19 protein-coding genes are annotated in these 17,968 nt (G+C 72.6%); 6 read left to right on the top strand and 13 right to left on the bottom strand.

Features of this window, described 5'->3' with window-relative positions:
• The 5 genes from rpsL to RMN98_RS05420 all read right to left on the bottom strand — a co-directional run.
• A partial coding sequence (gene rpsL, locus RMN98_RS05440) for a 30S ribosomal protein S12 (protein ID WP_309647787.1) occupies nucleotides 1–222 on the bottom strand: 222 nt, incomplete at its 3' end.
• A gap of 163 nt (nucleotides 223–385) precedes the next feature.
• A complete protein-coding gene (locus tag RMN98_RS05435) occupies nucleotides 386–1,639 on the bottom strand; it encodes an MFS transporter (protein WP_309647786.1) in 1,254 nt (417 codons plus the stop codon).
• A 7-nt stretch (nucleotides 1,640–1,646) separates the two neighbouring features.
• Nucleotides 1,647–2,096 carry a MarR family transcriptional regulator gene (locus RMN98_RS05430; protein WP_309647785.1) on the bottom strand — a complete coding sequence of 150 codons (450 nt, stop codon included), beginning with the start codon at nucleotides 2,094–2,096 and terminating at the stop codon, nucleotides 1,647–1,649.
• A gap of 41 nt (nucleotides 2,097–2,137) precedes the next feature.
• Nucleotides 2,138–2,944 carry an alpha/beta fold hydrolase gene (locus tag RMN98_RS05425; RefSeq protein WP_309647784.1) on the bottom strand — a complete coding sequence of 269 codons (807 nt, stop codon included), beginning with the start codon at nucleotides 2,942–2,944 and terminating at the stop codon, nucleotides 2,138–2,140.
• 21 nt (nucleotides 2,945–2,965) lie between these two features.
• Nucleotides 2,966–4,420, bottom strand: a complete 1,455-nt coding sequence (locus RMN98_RS05420; protein WP_309647783.1) for an NCS2 family permease — start codon at nucleotides 4,418–4,420, stop codon at nucleotides 2,966–2,968.
• A 100-nt stretch (nucleotides 4,421–4,520) separates the two neighbouring features.
• Between RMN98_RS05420 and RMN98_RS05415 the strand changes: the two genes are divergently transcribed.
• Together RMN98_RS05415 and RMN98_RS05410 are read left to right on the top strand one after the other, a co-directional pair.
• Nucleotides 4,521–4,817 (top strand): DUF2530 domain-containing protein, encoded by a 297-nt coding sequence (locus RMN98_RS05415; protein WP_309647782.1) that lies wholly within the window; start codon nucleotides 4,521–4,523, stop codon nucleotides 4,815–4,817.
• Nucleotides 4,818–4,868: 51 nt separating this feature from the next.
• Nucleotides 4,869–5,423, top strand: coding sequence for a DNA starvation/stationary phase protection protein (locus tag RMN98_RS05410; protein WP_309647781.1), 555 nt, complete (start codon nucleotides 4,869–4,871; stop codon nucleotides 5,421–5,423).
• Between the two features lie 95 nt (nucleotides 5,424–5,518).
• Here RMN98_RS05410 and RMN98_RS05405 read toward each other — a convergent pair whose 3' ends face one another.
• On the bottom strand, nucleotides 5,519–6,295 hold the full coding sequence (locus tag RMN98_RS05405; RefSeq protein ID WP_309647780.1) for a DUF3027 domain-containing protein: 777 nt from the start codon (nucleotides 6,293–6,295) through the stop codon (nucleotides 5,519–5,521).
• Nucleotides 6,296–6,385: 90 nt separating this feature from the next.
• Here RMN98_RS05405 and RMN98_RS05400 point away from each other — a divergent pair, with 90 nt between their 5' ends.
• Entirely contained in the window at nucleotides 6,386–7,795 is a 1,410-nt protein-coding gene (locus RMN98_RS05400; protein WP_309647779.1) for an MFS transporter, read from the top strand.
• A gap of 182 nt (nucleotides 7,796–7,977) precedes the next feature.
• Here RMN98_RS05400 and RMN98_RS05395 read toward each other — a convergent pair whose 3' ends face one another.
• A complete protein-coding gene (locus RMN98_RS05395; RefSeq protein WP_309647778.1) occupies nucleotides 7,978–8,373 on the bottom strand; it encodes a cold-shock protein in 396 nt (131 codons plus the stop codon).
• A gap of 106 nt (nucleotides 8,374–8,479) precedes the next feature.
• On the bottom strand, nucleotides 8,480–9,103 hold the full coding sequence (locus RMN98_RS05390) for an HAD family hydrolase (protein WP_309647777.1): 624 nt from the start codon (nucleotides 9,101–9,103) through the stop codon (nucleotides 8,480–8,482).
• A 97-nt stretch (nucleotides 9,104–9,200) separates the two neighbouring features.
• Between RMN98_RS05390 and RMN98_RS05385 the strand changes: the two genes are divergently transcribed.
• Nucleotides 9,201–11,360 carry a S8 family serine peptidase gene (locus tag RMN98_RS05385; protein WP_309647776.1) on the top strand — a complete coding sequence of 720 codons (2,160 nt, stop codon included), beginning with the start codon at nucleotides 9,201–9,203 and terminating at the stop codon, nucleotides 11,358–11,360.
• On the opposite strand, the gene RMN98_RS05380 is transcribed toward RMN98_RS05385, so the two are convergent.
• Nucleotides 11,350–12,969, bottom strand: coding sequence for an AMP-binding protein (locus RMN98_RS05380; protein ID WP_309647775.1), 1,620 nt, complete (start codon nucleotides 12,967–12,969; stop codon nucleotides 11,350–11,352). The genes RMN98_RS05385 and RMN98_RS05380 overlap by 11 nt on opposite strands.
• 56 nt (nucleotides 12,970–13,025) lie before the next feature.
• Here RMN98_RS05380 and lepB point away from each other — a divergent pair, with 56 nt between their 5' ends.
• The gene (gene lepB / locus RMN98_RS05375; protein ID WP_309647774.1) at nucleotides 13,026–13,772 is read left to right on the top strand and encodes a signal peptidase I; all 747 of its coding nucleotides are present in this window, start codon (nucleotides 13,026–13,028) and stop codon (nucleotides 13,770–13,772) included.
• Between the two features lie 277 nt (nucleotides 13,773–14,049).
• Here lepB and RMN98_RS05370 read toward each other — a convergent pair whose 3' ends face one another.
• From RMN98_RS05370 to RMN98_RS05355, 4 genes are read right to left on the bottom strand one after another with little or no spacing between them, the layout of a single operon-like run.
• Nucleotides 14,050–14,460, bottom strand: coding sequence for an SRPBCC family protein (locus RMN98_RS05370; RefSeq protein ID WP_309647773.1), 411 nt, complete (start codon nucleotides 14,458–14,460; stop codon nucleotides 14,050–14,052).
• Nucleotides 14,457–15,653, bottom strand: coding sequence for an RDD family protein (locus RMN98_RS05365; RefSeq protein WP_309647772.1), 1,197 nt, complete (start codon nucleotides 15,651–15,653; stop codon nucleotides 14,457–14,459). Before RMN98_RS05365 ends, RMN98_RS05370 begins: the two co-directional genes overlap by 4 nt.
• Before the next feature lie 19 nt (nucleotides 15,654–15,672).
• Nucleotides 15,673–16,926, bottom strand: a complete 1,254-nt coding sequence (locus tag RMN98_RS05360; RefSeq protein WP_309647771.1) for an FHA domain-containing protein — start codon at nucleotides 16,924–16,926, stop codon at nucleotides 15,673–15,675.
• Nucleotides 16,923–17,744 carry a protein phosphatase 2C domain-containing protein gene (locus RMN98_RS05355; protein ID WP_309647770.1) on the bottom strand — a complete coding sequence of 274 codons (822 nt, stop codon included), beginning with the start codon at nucleotides 17,742–17,744 and terminating at the stop codon, nucleotides 16,923–16,925. Before RMN98_RS05355 ends, RMN98_RS05360 begins: the two co-directional genes overlap by 4 nt.
• Before the next feature lie 42 nt (nucleotides 17,745–17,786).
• On the opposite strand from RMN98_RS05355, the gene RMN98_RS05350 reads away from it, so the two are divergent.
• On the top strand, nucleotides 17,787–17,968 hold a 182-nt coding region (locus RMN98_RS05350; RefSeq protein WP_309647769.1), incomplete at its 3' end, for a hypothetical protein.

Genomic DNA, 17,968 nt, shown 5'->3' with positions numbered 1-17,968 from the left:
GAGGTTGTGGCCCACGCCCGGGATGTAGGCCGTGACCTCGACGCCACTGCTCAGGCGCACGCGGGCGACCTTGCGGAGGGCGGAGTTGGGCTTCTTCGGGGTGGTGGTGTAGACGCGGGTGCAGACACCGCGTCGCTGGGGCGAACCCTTCAGGGCAGGCGTCTTGCTCTTGGACACCTTGTCCTGGCGGCCCTTGCGGACCAGCTGGTTAATCGTGGGCACCTGGTGGTTCCCTTTCTGAGAAGCTCTCTGTGCTCGGCACTCTGCCAGCACGACGTGACGCTTGAATCTATGTGCCAGTGGTGAGCACCCGGATTTGGGCACGCGCAACGCATCTGGTCGTCCCAGACACGAGGGACGAGATTACCGGCCGCCTGGGTGAGGGTCAAAACGCGGCCGGGGAGGCCAGGACGGGGGCCTCCTGGCGGGTCTGGGCCCGCAGGTAGAGCGCGCTGGCCAGCAGCACCCCGGCGACCGTCATGGCACCGCCGAAGATCAGGGTCCACCGGGCACCGAAGACCTCCCCGACCCAGCCGACCAGGGGCGCCCCGAGGGGCGTGCCGCCGATGAAGATCATCATGTAGAGCGCCATGACCCGTCCGCGCATGCCGGCGTCGGTGTTGAGCTGCATGAACGCGTTGGCGCTGGTGATCATGGTCAGCGCCGTGATGCCCAGCAGGGGGCACATCAGGGCGAAGAGCAGGTACGACGGCGCGAGTCCGGCGACGATCTCGAGCAGGCCGAAGGCCACGGCCGCCCCGACGACGAGCCGGTGCCGCACGCCCTCCCGGCTGGCGGCGAGCAACGACCCGGCGAGCGAGCCCACGGCCATGAACGTGCCCAGCAGCCCGAACTCGGCAGGCCCCTTGTCGAACACCTGGGTGGCCATCAGCGCGGAGGTCATCTGGAAGTTGAGCCCGAAGGTGCCGGTGAAGAAGACGATCCCGAGGATCAGCATCAGGTCGGGACGGGCCCGCACGTAGGAGACGCCGGCGCGGATCTGGCCCGGCTCACGCTCCACCAGGTCGGCGACGTGCAGTCGTGCACCGTCGAGCGAGGCGAGCATCAGGATCGGGGCGACGTAGCTCAGCGCGTTGATCAGGATCACCCACCCGGTCGCTGTGACGCCGGAGCCGAGCAGCGCGATCGAGACACCGGCGATGGCCGGGCCGAGGATGCGCGCGGAGTTGAAGCCGGCCGAGTTGAGACCCACCGCGTTGGTGAGGTCCTCGGCGTCGACGATCTCCGAGACGAAGGACTGCCGTGCGGGCGCGTCGAAGGCGGAGGCGACGCCCAGCACGAGCGCGAGCACGTAGACGTGCCAGATCTGCACGGTCCCGGTCACCGCGAGGATCCCGAGCACGAACGCCGGGGCGGCCATGCCGACGTTGGTCATCTGGAGCAGGCGTCGCTTGGGGATGCGGTCGGCGACCAGGCCGGCGACCGGCGAGAGCAGCAGGAACGGCAGGAACTGCAGGCCGGTGGTGATGCCGATCGCGGCGGCGCTGTTGGCGGTCAGCAGCAGGACCAGCCAGTCCTGGGCGACGCGCTGCATCCAGGTGCCGGTGTTGGACACCAGGTTGCCGGCCGCGTAACGGCGGTAGTTGTGGTTGCGCAGGGAACGGAACGTGGGGCTCACAGGGTGCTCACTCGTGGGAGGCCAGTCTCTCCAGGATCGGGGCCGCGCTGCGGAGCACGGCACGGTCGGCGGGGGTCAGCTCGCGCAGGCGGGTCGCGAGCCACTCGTCGCGGCGGGCGCGGTCGGACAGGACGGTGGCCCGACCGAGGTCGGTGATGGCGACGACCACCTGACGTCCGTCGGTCTCGTGACGGTGTCGCGTGGCGTGGCCGCCCTCGACCAGGCAGTTGACGGTGCGGGTCATGCTGGGCGGCTGCACCCTCTCGCGCGCCGCGAGGTCACCGACCGTGAGGTCACCGAAGCGGTGCAGCGCGCCGAGGACGGCCATCGCGTTCATGCTCAGCTCGTTGTCGGGGTGGCGCTCCACGGCGAGGCGCCGCCGCAGGCGCATGACCGAGAGCCGGAGCTCGGAGGCGAGTCCGGCGTCGGTGCGGGCAACCTTCTCGACGGTAGGCATGTCGTGAGCATAAGTCATTACCCTTGCTAACTATTCCCCTCCTACTCCCGCAGGCGCAGGCTCCGCAGCAGGTGGGGCCAGGCCAGGCTCCCGAGGGCCGCGTCCGCCTCGGGGCTGCCCCCGCGGGCCATCGCCCTCCCCCGTTCGACCGGCACCTCGCCCGGCAGCACCACGCGGTGCCCTGCGTCCGGGTGCGTGACGACGACGGTCTCGCGCCCGTGCGACGTACGACGGGCGGCGATCGCTCGGGCGAAGTCGGCCGCCGGCCACACCTGGTCGTCCTCCCCCGCGACGAGGACGACGTCCCCGGCGATCCGCTCGACCGGGATCGCGGCGGCCGCCGCCTCCTCGGCGTGACGACGCAGGCTCTGCTCGTAGAGCCGCCGGTAGGACGGAGGGTCGGTGTCGGCCGACCACGAGTCGTCGAACGGGGCGAAGGAGACCGGGCGACCGCCCCAGGTCCAGTGCGACGTCTGCCGGCCCTGCTCGTCGACGCCCGCCCACACGACCGACGAGGGTGCGAGCGCGACCACCGCGTCGACCCGGGCATCCAGGGACGCGGTGAGCAGGGCCGCCTCGGCGCCGAAGGAGGAGCCCAGGACGGCGACGCGATCGGCGTCGGCGGCCAATCGGTCCAGCGCAGCGGTGAAGGTCTCGACCGGCACCTCGAAGGTGCCGGGCTGCTGCCCGACGCCACCGAACCACCGGATGGTCAGGGCCGTCGCGCCGTGGGCCGCGAGCACCCGGCAGCGGTCGGTCTCCAGAGCGCCGCTGGACCCCGCGAGCACCAGGACCGCCGTCCCGCCGTCGACGCTCGGACGGGCGAGGTGCTCCTGCGGCTCGGTCACCTGCCCATCATGGCTCGCGGGTCAGCCGATCCAGTCGGTGATGGGAGCGATGGCGAAGTAGACGACGAAGAGCGCCGCGACGCCCCACATCAGCGGGTGGACGTCGACAGCCTTGCGACGGACCACCTTGATGAATACGTAGGCGAGGAAGCCGGCGCCGATGCCGACCGAGATGGAGTAGGTGAAGGGCATCAGCACGATCGTGAGGAACGCCGGGATCCCGATCTCGAGGTCGTCCCAGTCGATGCCCTTGACCTGCTGCATCATCAGGAAGCCGACCAGCACCAGCGCCGGCACGGCGGCCTCGTTGGGGATGACGGTCACCAGCGGGGCCAGGAAGGTCGCCAGGAGGAACAGCGTGCCGGTCACGACCGAGGCGAGGCCGGTGCGGGCACCCTCGGCCACGCCGGAGGCGGACTCGATGTAGGAGGTGTTGCTCGAGACCGATGCCGCGCCGCCGGCGACCGCGGCCAGCGAGTCGACGACCAGGATCCGGCGAGTGTGGGGCGGGTTGCCGTCCTCGTCGAGGAGCCCGGCCTCGGCGCCGATCGCGGTCATGGTCCCGAGGGTGTCGAAGAAGTCGGCGAGCAGGAGCGTGAAGACGAAGAGGAAGACGGTGACCACGCCGGCGTTCTCCCAGGAGCCCAGCAGCGAGAAGTCGCCGACCAGTCGGAGGTCGGGCCAGGCGACCACCTCGGTCGGGATCGCCGGGACGTTGAGGTTCCACCCGGACGGGTTCACCCCACCGTCGGCGGTGAACGTCGGTCCGACCTTGGCGAGCTTCTCGACGACGATCGCCAGGACGGTCGTGGCCACGATGGCGATCAGGATCGCGCCGCGCACCTTCGCGACGTAGAGGCCCAGCACCAGGGCGAGACCGATCACGAACACCAGGACCGGCCAGCCCTGGAGCTGGCCCTCGGTCCCGAGCTCGACGGGCACCGGGCCGGCACCGGTCCGTCGTACGAACCCGGCGTCGACGAGGCCGATGAGCGCGATGAAGAGCCCGATGCCGACCGAGATCGCGACCTTGAGCTGCGCGGGCACGGCGTGGAAGACGGCCTCGCGGAAGCCGGTGAGCACGAGCACCAGGATGACCAGGCCCTCGATCACGACCAGGCCCATCGCGTCGGCCCACGTCATCTGGCTGGCGATCGAGAAGGTGACGAAGGCGTTGAGCCCGAGGCCGGTGGCGAGCGCCAGCGGGAAGTTGGCGACGACCCCCATCAGCAGCGTGACGACGCCGGCGACGAGCGCGGTCGCGGCGCTGATCGCGGCGAAGTCACCGCCCGCCAGGAGGTCGCCGTTCATGTCCTCGCCCTGCAGCAGGATGATCGGGTTGAGCACGATGATGTAGGCCATCGTGAGGAAGGTGACGATCCCGCCACGCACCTCGCGGCCCACGGTGGAGCCGCGATGGCTGATCTCGAAGAAACGGTCGATCGCGGAACGGGGAGGGGTCGTCTGCGTGCTCACGGGCAGGGAGCATGTCAGACCCGCGGGCGGTCGACCACTTCGCCGCGGCGGGGCGCGCAGCAGGCGACGGGACGAGGAGACATGCCCTAGCGTGGTGGGCGTGGAGCTCCGTGACGACCAGCCGATGCAGCACGAGTTCAGGAACAAGACCTATCTCCTGGCCGACGTGGAGCCGCTCGACGTCGACGGGGTGCGCACGGTGCAGGTCGGGACGGCGATCTTCTTCCTCGGGTTCCTGGCCCTGCTGCCGTTCTACGGGCGGCTCTCCGAGGACGGCACCACCTGGTGGCTGTGGACCTGCCTGACCGGGGTCGGACTGGGTCTTCTGGGGCTGGAGTACTGCCGGCGCCGCCGCGCCTTCCGCAGCGAGGTCGAGGGCGCGCCGCCAGAAGCGTGACACGTCCTACATCCGCGTTTCGGTGGCCCGGACGACGGGTACCAAGCCAGCATGACTCCCAAGCTGCACTACACCGTTCCCGGCCTGAGCGACGCTGACGCCCAGCGCATCGTCGAGCTGCTCCAGGACCGTCTCCACGCCACCAACGACCTGCACCTGACGCTCAAGCACGTGCACTGGAACGTCGTCGGCCCCCACTTCATCTCCGTGCACGAGATGATCGACCCGCAGGTCGACGCCGTGCGCGGCTTCGCCGACGACCTCGCGGAGCGCATCGCGACCTTCGGCGGCTCGCCGCAGGGCACCCCCGGCTCGATCGTCTCGGCCCGCACGTGGGACGAGTACAGCATCGGTCGCGGGACCACCCAGGAGCACCTCGGTGCGCTGGACCTCGTCTACCAGGGCGTGATCACCAGCTACCGCGACGGCATCAAGGAGCTCGGCGAGCTCGACCCGATCACCGAGGACATGTTCATCGGCCAGACCGAGCAGCTCGAGCTCTTCCACTGGTTCATCCGGGCGCACCTGGAGGACAAGGGCGGCCACCTCTCCACCGAGGGCGCCGGCTCGGAGAAGGCCGCCGCGGCGGCCGCCGAGCAGGGCTGAGCCCTCTCCCGCGCCTCAGCGCCTCAGCGCGACGAAGGGGCCCGACCAGCAGTGCTGGTCGGGCCCCTTCGGCGCGTGCGGGTGCGTGCGGCGGCTCAGACGATCTCGTAGCCGTCGGAGGAGAGCGTGTCGAAGACGTGCTCGGGCATCGGCTGGGGCTCGTGCTTCTTGGCCAGCCGGACCTCGGAGTGCGCGCCGCAGCCGTGCGTCAGAGCCACGGCCCGACCGTCGTCGTTGGCGTCCCCGTTGGCGCAGACCCCGAACATCTCGGAGAGCGGGCCGGCCAGGCGGACCAGGAAGCCACAGCCGTGGCAGGTGTCGGGAGCCGCCTGCGCGAGGGCCGACTCGGGGCCGCCGTCGCCGTCGTACCAGCGCTGGGCGGCCATCTCGCGACCCTCGAGGGAGAGGGTGCGCACGCGGCCGAGGCCGAGGTCCTTGGCGACCTCACGGACCTGGGCCTTGTCGTCGGCGTCGAGCGGGTCGTCGCCGAAGGAGTAGGTCGGGACCAGGCGCGCGTCGTCGTCGTCGACGGGCAGCAGGTCGCCCGGGGACATGTCGCCGGGCTGGAGGCGCTCGCGGTAGGGCACCCACTCGGGCGCGACGATCGCGTCGTCGCCCGGGATCAGCACGACCTCGTCGACGGTGACCTGCTTCTGGCGCGAGGCACGGGCGACGGTCACGGACCAGCGCCACCCGACGTAGCCCTTGCGCTCGCAGGCGAACAGGTGGGTCACGACCCGCTCGCCCTCGGCCTGGGAGCCGAGGTGCTCGCCCACGTCGGCGGGGTCCACGTCGAGGAGCAGCGCAGAGCGCGCCTCGTCGACCGCGGACGCGGCCACGGAGTCGGTCTTGGTGCGCACGATGATCGCCACGGACGAAAGCATGACTCATGCGTGGTGCCGCTGTCAGGTCGGGCCGGGGTGTCGGGTGGGTCGTGAGGGCGGACGGGGCAGGATGGGGGCATGACGTCGTCGTCCCACGAGCCGCCGCCGACGCCCCCCTCGGGCGATCGGCCGCGCGCCGCGGGCCGCGGAATCGGCGCCGGGCTCGGCACCGGCGTCAAGGTCACGGCGAAGGGCGTGCGGGGCGCCGCCCGGGGTGCGGGCCGGGCCGGTTCCTACACCGTGCGGCAGGCGCGCCGCGCCACCAACGCCCAGGGCGCCGACCAGTCCGGGCTCGCCCGCCTCATCCAGCTCCACGCGTGCAACGCCGCCGCCGACGCCGCCGTGGTCATCTCCTTGGCCGGCACCCTCTTCTTCGCCGGCGCGACCAGCGAGGCGCGGGGCCAGGTCGCGCTGTTCCTGGCGCTCACCATGCTGCCGTTCGCGATCGTGGCGCCGCTGATCGGCCCGTTCCTCGACCGGTTCAGCCACGGGCGGCGCTGGGCGATGGGCAGCACCTTCGCCCTGCGCGCCTTCCTGTGCTGGGTGCTGGCCGACGCGGTCGCCAACGACTCGGCGTGGCTCTTCCCCGCGACGCTCGGAGTGCTCGTCTCCTCCAAGGCCTACGGCGTCACCCGGGCCGCCGCGGTCCCCCGCCTGCTCCCCGCCGACCTGACCCTGGTCAAGGCCAACGGGCGGGTCTCGCTGGCCGGCATCGTCGGGGCGGCCATCGCGGCCCCGATCGCCGGGCTCGCAGCAACCGTGGGGGCGGAGTGGTCGCTGCGCTTCGCGTTCCTGGTCTTCGTGCTCGGCACGATCGCCGCGATCCGGCTGCCCGACAAGGTCGACGCGAGCGCCGGCGAGCAGGCCATGACCCTGCGTCCCACGAGCACCGACGGACGACGCGGCACCCGCATCCCGCCGGCCGTGGCCTTCGCGCTGCGCGCCAACTGCGGTCCGCGCTGGCTGTCGGGGTTCCTCACGATGTTCATGGCGTTCCTCTTTCGCGACAACCCGATCGGCGACTACGCCCCGGAGGTCACGCTCGGCATCGTGATCGGCGGCGCCGGCCTCGGCAACACCCTGGGCATCCTGCTGGCCTCGCTGCTGAAGAAGATCAACCCCGCGGTGATGGTGGTGATGGCGCTGGTCGCCGACGCGGCGGTCATCGCGGTCGGCGGGGTCTTCTACGGGATCCTGATGCTGGCCCTGATCGGGCTGACGGCCGGGCTCGCCCAGTCCCTGGCCAAGGTCTCGCTGGACGCGACCATCCAGTCCGGGGTCCGCCCCCAGGTGCAGGCCAGCGCGTTCGCGCGCAGCGACACGACCCTCCAGCTGGCCTGGGTCATCGGCGGCTTCGTCGGCATCGCGCTGCCGCTCTACCCCCGGTTGGGGCTCGGTGTCGCGGCCGTCGTGCTCGCCTCGTGGACGGTGTTCGTGCTGGCCAGCCGTCCGCGTCGTCGTACGACGGGCAGCGTCGCGCGGGCCTGAGGCGGCCGCGCCCGCTTCATCAAGGGATGCAGACGACACGCCACTTCCCACGGCGGGCACCCCGTGATGGGTGGCGTGTCGCCATGGGAAGTGTCGCCGCGTGAGGGCGGGTCGTGCCGGTTCGGCGACATACCTTGATGAAGCGACCGGCAGGCACACCGCCGCCCGTCAGCGCAGCCGGGTCAGAGCTCGAGCTCGTCGGCGAGCGCGCGGAGCAGCTTGGCGGCGGGTGCGGCCGTGCGGGAGTCGGGGTGCCGGCCGTGGCGGTAGGTCTCGCCGACGTCGTCGAGCAGCCGGATCAGGTCCTCCACGATCGGCGCCATCTCCTCGGGCGCCCGGCGCTTGGCCTGCTTCTGGTTGCGCGCGACGGAGGCCTGGGCGTCCAGGACGCGGACCTGCAGCGCCTGGTCGCCGCGCCGCCCCTGGGCGATGCCGAACTCCACGCGCGCACCGGGCTTGAGGACGGTCATGCCCTCGGGCAGCGCGTCCGTGTGCACGTAGACGTCGGGTCCGTCCTCCTGGGACAGGAACCCGAAGCCCTTCGTCGCGTCGAACCACTTCACCTTGCCACTGGGCACGGTCAGACCTCTCCACCACCGCCCGGCCGATCCGGGCGCAACGGCACAGACTAGGCCATCCGACCAAGGCGTTCCGACCGATGCGTCCGCCGGTCAACGGGCCGTGTCAGCCGCGCGACGCCACGTGCTCGTCGAGCCACTGCGGGAACCCCCGCAGGTCATCGAGGACGACGTGGGTGCCGGCATCGAGGAGTTCCTCGCGGGTGCAGCCCCCGGTGAGCACCGAGACGCTCAGCACCCCGGCGGCGAGCGCGCCCTCGACGTCGTGGACGTGGTCGCCGACATAGACGCCGGCACCCTCGCGCACCAGCGCGTCGGCCTTGCCGAGCCCCCAGACCCAGCCCTCGAGGACGTCGACGTCCAGCCCGAGGTGGGTCACGTGCAGCTCGGCGTTGCGGGGGAACTTGCCCGTCACCACGACGACCCGCCCACCGTGGCGTCGTACGGCGGCCAGGGCGGCGTGCGCGCCGGGCAGGACGGGCACGGAGTCGATGGCGTGGTCGGGGTAGAGCTCGCGGAAGCGGTCGCCCGCGGGGCCGATCGCGTCCTCGTCGAGGTGTCCGGCCAGGACGCTCTCGAGGGGCGGACCGAGTCGTGCGGTCATCTCCGCGACCGGGAAGTCGACGCCCAGCTCGGCGCCGAGCGCGCCGAGGACCGCGGCGAAGCCCGGGACGGTGTCGATGAGCGTCATGTCGAGGTCGAAGCCGACGACGAGGGGGCTGGCGGGCACCCCGTCAGCGTAGGCGGCGCCGCTGAGTACGGGTTCGCCGGTCACGCCTGGGGTCCGTGAGACAGAATGGACGACTTCCGCCGACGCCGAGGACATCGTGACCCCAGCAGGACGCCCCGCAGGACGACCCGTCGGCCGCAGCGCCTCCGGCGCCGTGGCCGTCCTGGTCGCGCTCGCGAGCGCCGTCCTGGGCCTCGCCGCGACACCGACCGTGCAGGCCGCGCCCCTCTCCCCCGCGGGCCAGAGCTCCGAGGGCACTGCGCTCCACCTGGTCACGCTGCGCGGTCCGGGCCTCGCGGGGGCGGCACTGGCCGGGGACACGACCGGCGTCCTGGGGAGCGTCCGCCTGCTCGCGCAGCAGGAGCGCGCGCTCGCCCTCGTGGGAGACCCCGCCCCCGTCTACCGCTGGACGACGGCGCTCAACGGGTTCGCCGTACGCCTCACCCCCGCGCAGGCCGCGATCCTCGCGGACGACCCGGCCGTGGCGATGGTCGAGCGCAACAGCGTGCGCCCCCTCGCCTCCCTCCCGACCAGCGCCGCAGCCGCCGGCGCCCGCAACAGCGGGCGCGGTGGGGCCGGCGTGGTCATCGGCATCGTCGACTCCGGGCTCGATCCCACGGGGCCGCTCTTCGCCCGCTCGACCCAGCTCGGAGCGCGTCCTCGTGACTTCGCCGGCGCTTGCGAGGACGGCGAGGGCTCGCCCGTCTGCACCGGCAAGGTCCTGGGCGCCCGGTGGTACGTCGAGGGGTTCGGCGCCGACGACCTGCGTGCGACTGCGCGTCTCTCGGCCCACGACGACGACGGCCACGGCACCCAGATGGCCTCCATCGCCGCCGGCAACGCCGGTGTCGACGTGCGGGTCCACGACCAGCGCCTCGGCCGGTTCTCCGGCGAGGCGCCCCAGGCCAGGCTCGCGATCTACAAGGCCTGCTGGAACGCCCCCGAGCCGCGCGACGACGGCTGCGCGACCGCCGACCTGGTCACGGCGGTGGACGACGCCACCCGCGACGGGGTGGACGTGCTCAACCTCTCGGTCGGGGGTCCCGCTCGCATCGACACCGTCGACCTGGCCCTGCTGGGCGCCGCCGAGGCCGACGTCGTCGTGATCGCCGCCGCGGGCAACGACGGCGGCGGGGCGGCCCACCCGGCTCCCTGGGTCACGACCGTCGGCGGCACCGTCGGCTCCCAGCGACGCGGCGACGTGGTGCTTCCCGGGGCGCCGGACGTGCAGGGCGCCATGGTCGCGTCGCGCCACGTCGGGCCGGCCCGCCTCGTGCTGGCCGCGCGTGCCAAGGCCCCGGACGCGACGGCGCGCGAGGCCCGCGTCTGCACCCCCGGCAGCCTGGACGCCGCCGCCGTCGACGGCCGGATCGTCGTGTGCGACCGCGGTGGGGTCGGCCGGGTCGACAAGTCGGCGGCCGTGGACCTGGCCGACGGGGTCGGCATGATCCTGACCAACGTCCGTCCCGGCTCGGTCGACGTCGACTTCCACCGGGTCCCGACGGTCCACCTCGACCGCGCCTCGGGGCGCGCGGTCAAGCGCTGGCTCGCGACACGACCCCGAGGCAGTGCGACCCTGGCCCCCCGGTCCTCCGCGCGCGTCTCCCGCGCCGTCACCCGCTTCTCCGGGGCCGGCGACCCCGCCTCGGGCGTGCTCAAGCCCGACCTCGTCGCTCCCGCCGTCGGCGTCCTGGGGGCGGTGCCGCCGCGCCCCAGCGGGGTGCGGTGGGACTTCGTGACCGGCACGTCGGCTGCGGCAGCGACGACCAGCGGGGCTGCGGCGGCGCTGCTCTCCCGGCACGACTGGTCCGCGGTCGAGACCCGGTCGGCGCTCACCACGTCGACCGGCCGGCTGCGGCGCGCCCCCGCCACGCGGGTGGGCTCCGGGCTGCTGCTCCCCCAGGACGCCACCAGGCCGGGCCTGGCCTACCTCCTCGACGCGGGCGACTACCGCGCCTGGTGGGAGGGCGACCTGCGCGTCCTCAACACCCCGTCGGTGATCCTCGGCCCCGGTGCTGCCGTCGCGACCCGCACGCTGACCAACACCACCGGGCGTCGGCTCTACTTCTCCTCGCGGGCACGTGGCTTCGAGCACCGGGTGCGCGTGACGCCTGCGGCCCTGCGGCTGGGACCCGGCGAGAGCGCGGCGTGGACGATGACCGTCACCGGTCGCGGACCCCGTCTCGACGACGGCTGGGTCGTCTGGCGCGGCGCCACCGGCACCATCACCCGGGTGGCCGTCGCGATCAGCCGCTGAGGCCCAGCACCCGCGCCGACTCCTCGCGCATCTCGACCTTGCGGACCTTGCCGGTGACGGTCATCGGGAAGTCCTCGACCACCATCACGTAGCGCGGGATCTTGTAGTGCGACAGCCTGCCCGTCGCGAAGGCCCGCACTCCCTCGGCGTCCAGCCGCTCGGCGCCGGCGCGCAGACGGACCCAGGCGCACAGCTCCTCGCCGTACGTGTCGTCGGGGACGCCGACCACCTGCACGTCCTCGATGTCGGGGTGGGCGTAGAGGAACTCCTCGATCTCGCGCGGGTAGATGTTCTCCCCGCCGCGGATCACCATGTCCTTGATCCGGCCGACGATCGTGCAGTAGCCGTCCTCCCGCATCACCGCGAGGTCACCGGTGTGCATCCAGCCGTCGGCGTCGATCGCCTCCGCGGTCTTGACCGGGTCGTCCCAGTAGCCGAGCATCACCGAGTAGCCGCGGGTGCAGAACTCGCCGGTCCCGCCGCGCTCCACGGTCTCGCCCGTGACCGGGTCGACGACCTTGATCTCGACGTGCGGGTGCACCCGCCCGATCGTCGCCGTACGCCGCTCGAGGTCGTCGTCGGCGCGCGTCTGGCAGGAGACGGGGCTGGTCTCGGTCATGCCGTAGGCGATGGAGACCTCGGCCATGTGCATGTCGTTGACACAGCGCTTCATCACCTCGACCGGGCAGATGGAGCCGGCCATGATCCCGGTGCGCAGGCTCGAGAGGTCGTGGTCGTCGAACGTCGGGTGGTGCTGCATCGCGATGAACATCGTGGGCACGCCGTAGACGCCCGTGCAGCGCTCCTCGGCGATCGTGCGCAGGGTGATCTCGGGGTCGAAGCCGGGGGCCGGGATGACCATCGTGGTGCCGTGGCTGGTGCAACCGAGGTTGGCCATGACCATGCCGAAGCAGTGGTAGAAGGGCACCGGGATGCAGAGCCGGTCCTGGGCGGTCAGGTTGATCAGCTCGGTCGTGAGGTAGCCGTTGTTGAGGATGTTGCGGTGGCTGAGGGTGGCGCCCTTGGGGAAGCCGGTCGTGCCGGAGGTGTACTGGATGTTGATCGGGTCCTCGGGGCGCAGGCCGGCCGACCTCTCCGCGAGGGCGTCCTGCGCCACGTCGGCCCCACCGTCCACGAAGGCGGTCCAGTCCTCACTGTCGACGAAGACCACCCGCTCTAGCCCCGGGCAGCGCGGACGGACCTCCTCGACCATCGCGCGGTAGTCGCTGGTCTTGAACGACGACGCGGCGAAGAGCAGGCGCAGGCCCGACTGGTCGAGCGCGTAGCCGAGCTCGTGGGTGCGGTAGCTCGGGTTGAGGTTGACGAGGACCACGCCTGCCTTGGCGGCGCCGTACTGCACCAGGGTCCACTCGGCGCAGTTGGGCGCCCAGATCCCGACCCGGTCACCCTGCTGCAGACCTGCGGCGATCAGACCGCGCGCCACCGCGTCGACGTCGCGGTCGAGCTCGGCCCAGCTCCACCGCCGCCCGCTGGCCACCTCGACCAGCGCCTCGCCGTCGGCGTGCTCACGCACGGTCCGCTCCAGGTTGGCTCCGATGGTCTCCTCGAGCAGCGCCGGCCCGAGCTCTCCCTTGGCGTAGGACTCCATGGGGCGAACCTACGCCGATCGGCGGCGACGTGGGTGCCCTGACGTAGGGTCCACACGTGTCCGACGCCGCCGCCTCCGCCGACCCCTCCGCCCCGGAGAAGAAGTCGCGCAAGATGCCGATGTGGCTCGAGACGATCGTGCTGCTCACCGTCGCCATCGTGCTCGCGCTGGTCATCAAGACGCTGTTCGTGCAGGCGTTCTACATCCCGTCGGCCTCGATGAAGCCCGGTCTGATCGAGAACGACCGGATCCTGGTGCAGAAGGTCTCCTACTGGTTCGGCGGCACCCCCGAGCGCGGCGACGTCGTGGTCTTCGAGGACCCGGGCGACTGGCTGACCGGGATCCAGCCCGAGCCGACCAGCCCGCTGGTGAAGGGACTGGCCAAGATCGGGCTCTACCCCAGCGGCGGCCACCTGGTGAAGCGGGTGATCGGCGTCGAGGGCGACACCATCGTCTGCTGCGACGACGCGGGACGCATCGAGGTCAACGGCGTCGCGCTGGACGAGGACGACTTCATCAAGCCCCAGCCGCGCTGCGACGGGCCGATGCCCGGACCGGCCTGCGACTGGACCGCGGGCCCCGTGCCCGACGGCGAGCTCTTCGTGATGGGCGACAACCGCAACCAGTCGGCCGACTCCTCGGCCCGCCTGTGTGTGAACGACGGACCCGCCTGCGACCCTGCGGACGCCTTCGTGCCCGTCGACCTCGTCGTCGGCAAGGTGTTCGCGCTGGTGTGGCCGCTGGGCCGGGCCACCTTCATCAGCCGCCCCGACGTCTTCGACCAGGTCGACGACGCGTCCTGAGGCGGCTCCCTGGCCTGATTGCGCCGGGGCTTCGATCGTGTGCCGGAGGCAGCGCCCTTGCGCGGTGTCCGACCCACGACTGCGCCGAACCGAGTCGTGTGCCGCAGGCAGCGCCCTTGCGCGGTGTCCGACCCACGACCGCGCCGGCCCCTGAGTCGTGTGCCGCAGGCAGCGCCCCCGCGCGGTGTCCGACCCACGACAGCGCCGAACCGAGTCGTGCGCCGCAGGCAGCGCCCTTGCGCAGCGCGCGGCACACGACCCGGGACCAGGACGCGGGTCAGGCCTTCTCGGCCGCGGTGACCAGTGCCTCGAGAGCGATCGGGGCGTCGGCGGTGACCATCGGCCCGATGGCGTCGGCGCCCGGTCCCTCGATCGTGGTGCTGACCGTGACCTCGGCGCCACCACCGTCGACCGGACGGACGACGTGGTCGATGCGGATCACCAGCTCGCCCATGGTGAGCTGGTCGAGGTAGCGGCTGCCCGGGACGACGACCTCCAGGCTGACCGGCACCTCGATGGGGCCGGTCAGGGTCATGGTGCCGGTGGCGCCCTGCTCGAACGGTCCGTCCAGCTGGACGTCCTGGACAGCGGGGTCCCAGACGGCCCAGGTCGCGGTGTCGCTCCAGAGCTCCCAGATCGCGGCCGGGCCGGCCGTCGTGGTCACCGTGTGCTCATGGCTGAAGGTCATGCTTGCTCCACCGTCATCTTCCGATCACCGAAGCACACCGCGTCGCCCGCGAGCAGCGTCGTGGGACGCCCGGCCGTGAGTGCCTTGGAGACACCCTGCCGGATGACGACCGAGCCGTTGGTGGAACCCCGGTCCATGACCACCAGCGCGCCCGCGGGCGTGACCTGGAACTGGGCGTGCGTCTTGGACAGCGACATGTCGCTCGAGCGCAGCGGCACCAGGTGGCTCACGCTCTCCCCCGACCGCGCCTCGGGGCGCCGGCCGACGAGAGCCAGTCCCTCCACGATGAACTCCTCACCGGTGTCGAAGGTGACGCGCCACGTGGGCACGCCGGTCGTCGGAGCCGCCGGCGCGCTGGGCGGGGACGTCGGTGGGGCCGAACGACGGGGGGCGGCGACCAGCGGTGGGCCGAGCTGCGGGGCCGGGGCCGGTGCGGGTGCCTGCGCGGGCGGACCCGACGGAGGCGCTGAGTGCGGTGCGGACGTCGGCTGCGGCACGGCGGGCGCCGAAGGCTGCGAGGTCTGCAGGGCAGCGGGAGGCGCGGCGGGGGGAGGCGCGGCGGGGGGCGCGATGGGAGGAGTGGAGGCGGCCGGCGCTGCGACAGGTGCCGTACGTCGCGGGGTCGGCGCCGACGCCGCCGGCACGGGCGCTGCGGGCACCAGCCGCATGGCGGTGAGGTTGACGACCTGCCGGGGCCGGTCCTCGACGACCTCGTCGACCTCGGGCACCGGCCGGACGTCCACCACCACGCCGTGCGAGACGAGGTCGTGCCAGCCACGGCGCTGCTCGCCGCGGTCCATCACCGCGGTCCAGGCCAGGGAGGCGACGCCGATGCCGAGCGTCGGCAGGGCGGCCACGCCGAGGATGAGCGAGCGCAGCAGGGCGCGGCCCACCCCGATCGGCGCGCCCGTGTCGGCGGCCACGACGCGCAGGCCGAGCAGGGCCTTGCCCGGGGACGTGCCGGCCAGCCCCAGCAGCAGCGAGAACCCGAGGCCGACCACGAGCACGGTCCCGACGACCAGCCCGATGCCGGCGCCGAGCTTGCCGGGCTCGATCAGGTAGCGGAAGGCGGCGTAGACCGCGGCGGCGTCGAGGCCCCACGCGACCACGCGGTCCAGGGCGAAGGCGTAGAAGCGTCGGTCGAGCTCGGCGGGTGGGTACGTCGTCGCCTCGGGCGTCGCGAGCTGGGTCATCGGGGTGCGGTCTTCCGGGTCAGGGGTTCATGACCTGGATGGTCACGCCGTCGCCGAGGTTGATGATCGCCCCCGGGATCAGCTGGACCGCGATGCCCGGCTGGAGCTCCTCGGGCTCGAGGCCCGGCTGCACCAGCACGGTGCCGTTGGTGGAGCCCATGTCGGTGACGACGGCGCTGCCGTGGTCGGCGCCGGAGCCCGGGCGCACCTCGACGTGGGTCGATGAGATCTCGTGCAGCGGGCTCGGCACCGTCACCAGCCGGGGCTGCTCGGTGGCGGTGAAGCGACGGGCCTCGGGGGCGCGGCCGACCAGCACGACCCGGTCCACCTCGACGCTCTCGCCGTTGGAGATGACCAGCGTGGCCACGGGTCGCGTCACGCTCGGCGGCTGCGGCTGACCGGGGATGCCCGGCGGCGTCGGCCCGACGTCCTCGCCCGTCACGCCGGCGCGCGTCATGCCGTCGTGGTCGGCGGCCGGGACGGCTCCCGGGAAGGGTGGCGGGGGCGGCGGTGCCGTCAGCGGGGCCATCGGCGGGGCCGACGGGGCGTCGGGCGCCCAGACCATGCCGGAGGGGTCCGGGGTCGGACCGTCCTCGGGCATCGGGTCGAAGGCCGGGTGGGAGACGCTGCTGGTGTCGGCCTCGTCGTCCAGCGGCGAGGGCTCGTCGATCGAGAACAGCTCGGTCGCAGCCCCCTCGCTGTCGGCCGCGAGCGCGATGTCGGGAACAGCGTCGACCTCGCGGACGTCGCCGTCGTCCTCGGGCGCCGGCACGACCTCGGGCGCCGACACGACGACGGCCGGAGCCTCCTCGGACGCACCGGGTGCGGCGTGGGGCGGGTGGTCGACGCGGGCGACGCGCACCAGGCCACCGTCGATGAGGTAGTCGGGGCCGTCGCCACCGGCGCCGCCGACCGAGACGCTGAGCGAGGTCACGCCCTCGAGGGTGCGCTCGACCCAGGTGGTGACCGTCGACCCGTCGAGCTCCACGCTCTCGGAGTCGGTGGTGAGGGTCGCGCGCACGCCGGCGCCCCGCACGATCACCTTGGTAGGGCCCTCGTCGGTGCCGATCAGCACGAAGGCGGGCAGGACGCTGAGGCCGGGGGCCAGGACCTGGTCGAGCGTGGCGTCGAAGCCGGCGCCGCCGTCGACGAGCTCCCAGAGCTGCGCGGCGCGCTGCTTCTCGCTGTCGGGCAGGAGCAGGGTCGTCGCGACTCCGAAGATCGCGACCCACTCACCCGGCCGGTAGGACCACGTGCTGACGGACCGGCTCATGGCAGGGCTCCTAGCTTCTCTTCGAGACTCACCCGCTGGCGCTCGGAGTCGTACGGCGTCTCCGCCGCCAATCCCACCACATCCACGACCACCGCGGTCGCGTTGTCCCTCCCGCCGGCCGCCACTGCCGCCGCGACCATCTGGTCGGCCGCGTCGCGCGGGTCCTCGGCGGCGGCCAGGATGCCCTCGATGTGTCGGTCGTCGATCATCCCGCTCACCCCGTCGGAGCACAGCACCAACCGCTCGGCGGCCGACAGCGGCAGCACGAAGAAGTCGGCGTCGGTGCTGCCGGAGCCCCCCAGCGCCCGGGTGATGACGTGCCGCTCGGGGTGGACCAGGGCGTCGGAGGCGGTGATGGTGCCGGCGTCGACCAGCTCCTGGACGAGGCTGTGGTCGACGCTGACCTGCTCGAGCCGGCCGTGGTTGAACTTGTAGACGCGGGAGTCCCCGAGGTTGGCCAGCAGCCACTTGGGCTCGCCTGACTGCTCGATCAGCAGCGCCACGACGGCGGTCGTGCCGGCGTGGAAGTCGCGGGCGCCCTGGGCGCGCTGGCCGGCGTCGTAGTCGGCGATCCGGGCCTGGCAGCCGAGGAACGTCTCCGCCACGACGGCCGGGCCGCGGGCCGGGTCGTAACCGGCGTCGGCGAGGCGACGGAACTCCTCGACGACGATCGCCGAGGCGATGTCACCGCGGTCGTGGCCGCCCATGCCGTCGGCGACGACGAAGACCGGAGGGGCGACCAGGAAGGCGTCCTCGTTGACCTCGCGGACCAGTCCGACGTCGGTCGCGGCGCCGTGGTGGAGCTCCACCCCCGTCACGCGGGGACCCGCGGCGTGGAGGGGGCCGATAGCGTAGGAAGGATGGCAACGACGGGTGGGTTCCGGTCCCTCGCCGACCAGCTGCGCAGCTGGTCGGACGAACGGCTGTCCCGTCTGCTCGCCGAGCGTCCCGATCTCGCCACTCCCGCCCCTCATGATTTCGGCCAGCTCGCCTCGCGAGCAGCAGTCCGTACGTCGGTCGTCCGAGCGCTCGACGGTCTCAC

It is taken from the genome of Nocardioides sp., from assembly GCF_031397825.1.
Classification (GTDB): Bacteria; Actinomycetota; Actinomycetes; order Propionibacteriales; family Nocardioidaceae; genus Nocardioides.
Note: the sequence above shows the minus strand (reverse complement) of the source record. Positions and strands in the feature narration are given on the sequence as shown.